The 2,764-nt window shown below is 68.5% G+C and carries 5 protein-coding genes; 4 read left to right on the top strand and 1 reads right to left on the bottom strand.

Annotation, left to right across the window (positions count from 1 at the left end; translation table 11 throughout):
* The coding region (locus RMO30_RS04435) for a ParA family protein (RefSeq protein WP_309710031.1) at positions 1-449 on the top strand (449 nt) is incomplete at its 5' end.
* Between the two features lie 21 nt (positions 450-470).
* Here the strand turns inward: RMO30_RS04435 and RMO30_RS04430 are convergent.
* A complete protein-coding gene (locus RMO30_RS04430; protein ID WP_309710029.1) occupies positions 471-1,028 on the bottom strand; it encodes a hypothetical protein in 558 nt (185 codons plus the stop codon).
* A gap of 56 nt (positions 1,029-1,084) precedes the next feature.
* Here RMO30_RS04430 and RMO30_RS04425 point away from each other — a divergent pair, with 56 nt between their 5' ends.
* The 3 genes from RMO30_RS04425 to RMO30_RS04415 form a co-directional block, all read left to right on the top strand.
* Positions 1,085-1,921, top strand: a complete 837-nt coding sequence (locus RMO30_RS04425; protein ID WP_309710025.1) for a ScpA family protein — start codon at positions 1,085-1,087, stop codon at positions 1,919-1,921.
* Entirely contained in the window at positions 1,914-2,510 is a 597-nt protein-coding gene (scpB, locus tag RMO30_RS04420; protein WP_309710023.1) for an SMC-Scp complex subunit ScpB, read from the top strand. The genes RMO30_RS04425 and scpB overlap by 8 nt, the downstream gene beginning before the upstream one ends.
* On the top strand, positions 2,507-2,764 hold a 258-nt coding region (locus RMO30_RS04415), incomplete at its 3' end, for a S4 domain-containing protein (protein ID WP_309710020.1). The genes scpB and RMO30_RS04415, both read left to right, overlap by 4 nt.

Here is a 2,764-nt window from a genome sequence, read left to right as displayed (position 1 = left end):
TCGCGCGCGTGCTGCGTCAGGTGTCGGACAAGTACGACGTCATCCTCATCGACTGTCAACCGTCGCTCGGCCTGCTCACCATCAACGCGCTGACCGCTGCACACGGGGTGCTCATTCCGCTCGAGTGCGAGTACTTCGCGCTCCGCGGGGTCGCCCTTCTGGTCGAGACGATCGAGAAGGTGCGCGATCGGCTCAACCCCGCGATCCGGCTCGACGGCATTCTCGCGACCATGTACGACGCCCGTACGCTGCACTCCCGCGAGGTGCTGCAACGCGTCGTCGAGGCTTTCGGCCCGCAGGTGCTCGAGACGGTCATCGGTCGCAGCGTGAAGCTCCCCGATGCTTCGGTCGCGGCCGAGCCGGTCACGCTGTTTGCTCCCGAGCACGCGGTCACCGAGTCGCACCGGCAACTCGCCCGCGAGCTCATCGCCCGCGGCGCTGTCGCCTAACTCGCCCGCGACGCAGTGGCCTCATTCGCCGAGCGGCGCTCCGCAGCTCGAGCAGATCGGCCCGACGGGAACGATCAGGAAGCAGCTCGTGCACGTGGTCTCCCGCGCTCGGGGCGGGTCCGATGCGTGTGCGGGCGTCGACGACGAGCGCGGTCGGGATGCCGCTCCCGCCCGCGGGCGCTCCTTGCGTCGAGCGGCGGGTCGGGTGGCGGGGCGCGCAACTCGAGCGGGCACGCCGCCATCGGCCGGGAGGTCGTCGGAGTAGGCGCGGTAACAGAGCAGGCGACGCTCGGCCTTCGCGTCGTCGTCGAAGTCATCGACGCACAACGCGGCGAGCGGCGGCTCGTCGTTGCGCTGCGTCTCGAGGTCGACTCGGTCGAGAAGCTTGCCGATCCAGCTGTTCGCGGGATCATCGTGGATGATCCCCGACGTCTGCTGCACCGCGACGGCCAGCTGCTCGTCGGTGACGACCGCGTGGTACGACCCGGCGGTCTCGAGTAGTCGCGCGCGGGCGATCGGGGTCCACGCGGTGAGGGCGTCGCTGTTGGAGACGTACGAGCCGTTGGCGCGGTGAGGCATGTGTCGGGTTCCTTCCCGCAGTCGACCCTAGCTCCGGCCAACTAAGCTCGCGTTCCATGCAGGACGCTTCCGTGACGGATCCCGTCGCCGAAGCGGCGGCGGTTGAGGGGGCAGTGGGTTTTCGGCTGACGCTCTCCAACTTCTCCGGACCCTTCGACCTGCTGCTCTCGTTGATCGCGAAGCACGAACTCGACATCACCGAGATCGCGCTCAGCAGGGTCACCGACGAGTTCCTGTCGTATCTGCGCGGGGTCGATACCGAAGACGAGCTCGACCAGGCGAGCGAGTTTCTGCTGGTCGCGGCGACGCTGCTCGACCTCAAGGTCGCGGGCCTGCTGCCGCAGGGTGAGTTGGTGGATGCCGAAGATGTCGCGTTGCTCGAGGCGCGCGACCTGCTCTTCGCCCGATTGCTGCAATACCGCGCGTTCAAAGAGGCGGCAGCCTGGTTCGCCCACGGGATCGAGGCAGAGTCGACCCGCCACGTGCGCGCCGTGCGCCTCGAGGAGAAGTACCGCAAGCAGAGTCCCGACCTGGTCTGGACGCTGAGCCTCGGCGACTTCGCGGCCCTCGCGGCCCTCGCGTTCGCCCCACGCGAGATCCCGACCGTCGGGTTCGACCACCTGCACGCGCCGCTGGTGAGCATCCGCGAGCAGGCGGCCCATGTCGTCGCCCTGCTGCGCGGTGGCGGGCCGGTCACCTTCCGGCAGCTCATCGCCGGCGCCGACCAGCGCGGTGTCATCGTCGCGCGATTCCTCGCGGTGCTCGAGCTCTACAAGTACGCGGCGGTCACGTTCGAGCAGCTCGAGCCGCTCGGCGAACTCACCCTGACCTGGTCGGCCCAGCATTGGACCGATGACAGCCTTGCCAGCCTTGGAGCCGATTACGATGCCTGAACTCACGGAAGAAGCCGTCGCGGAGACCCCGCGGGCGCCGGTGGATCTCGAGCGCGCCCTCGAAGCCATCCTGATGGTGGCCGACGAGCCGCTGCCGCTCGTGAGTCTCGCGACGGCTCTCGGCTCGCCGATTGCGGCGGTGCGTCAGTCGATCGAGCGCCTCGTCGCCGACTACGACGGCGAGGGCGACGGGCCGATGCGCGGATTCGAACTACGCGAGGTGGGCGGTGGCTGGCGCATCTATGTGCGGCCCGCGTTCGATGATGTCGTCAAGGAGTTCGTGCTCACGCAGAACCCGACGAAGCTCTCGCAGGCCGCGCTCGAGACCCTTGCGGTGATCGCCTACAAGCAGCCGATCAGCCGAGGGTCGGTCGCCGCGATTCGTGCGGTCAACGTGGACTCGGTCGTGCGCACCCTTCTGGGCCGCGGCCTCATCCAGGAGGCGTATACCGACTCGGAGACCGGCGCGATCCACTACGAGACGGCGCCCCTGCTGTTGACCTCTCTCGGCATCAACTCGCTCGACGAGCTGCCGAAGATCTCGCCGTTGCTGGTCGACGGGCGCGACGGTTTCGACGACCTCTCATGAGCGTCGACAACCTCGGCGAAGGCACCGGGGGCGAACGGACCGACGGCGAACGCCTCCAAAAGGTGCTCGCGGCAGCCGGCGTCGCCTCGCGGCGCGTCTGCGAGCAGTACATCGTCGAGGGTCGGGTGTCGGTCAACGGCTCGGTGGTCACCGAACTCGGCTCGCGGGTCGACCCCGCCGTGGATCTCGTCGCCGTCGACGGCCAGGCGGTTCAGCTGGATGTCTCGAAGCGCTACGTCATGCTCAACAAGCCG

It is taken from the genome of Pseudolysinimonas sp. (assembly GCF_031389465.1).
GTDB lineage: Bacteria > Actinomycetota > Actinomycetes > Actinomycetales > Microbacteriaceae > Pseudolysinimonas_A.
Note: the sequence above shows the minus strand (reverse complement) of the source record. Positions and strands in the feature narration are given on the sequence as shown.

Excerpts from the sequence above, each read along its gene's own strand:
- RMO30_RS04430 (WP_309710029.1), bottom strand. The coding sequence starts at position 1,028 with ATGCCTCACCGCGCCAACGGCTCGTACGTCTCCAACAGCGACGCCCTC.
- RMO30_RS04425 (WP_309710025.1), top strand. The coding sequence starts at position 1,085 with ATGCAGGACGCTTCCGTGACGGATCCCGTCGCCGAAGCGGCGGCGGTT.
- scpB (WP_309710023.1), top strand. The coding sequence starts at position 1,914 with ATGCCTGAACTCACGGAAGAAGCCGTCGCGGAGACCCCGCGGGCGCCG.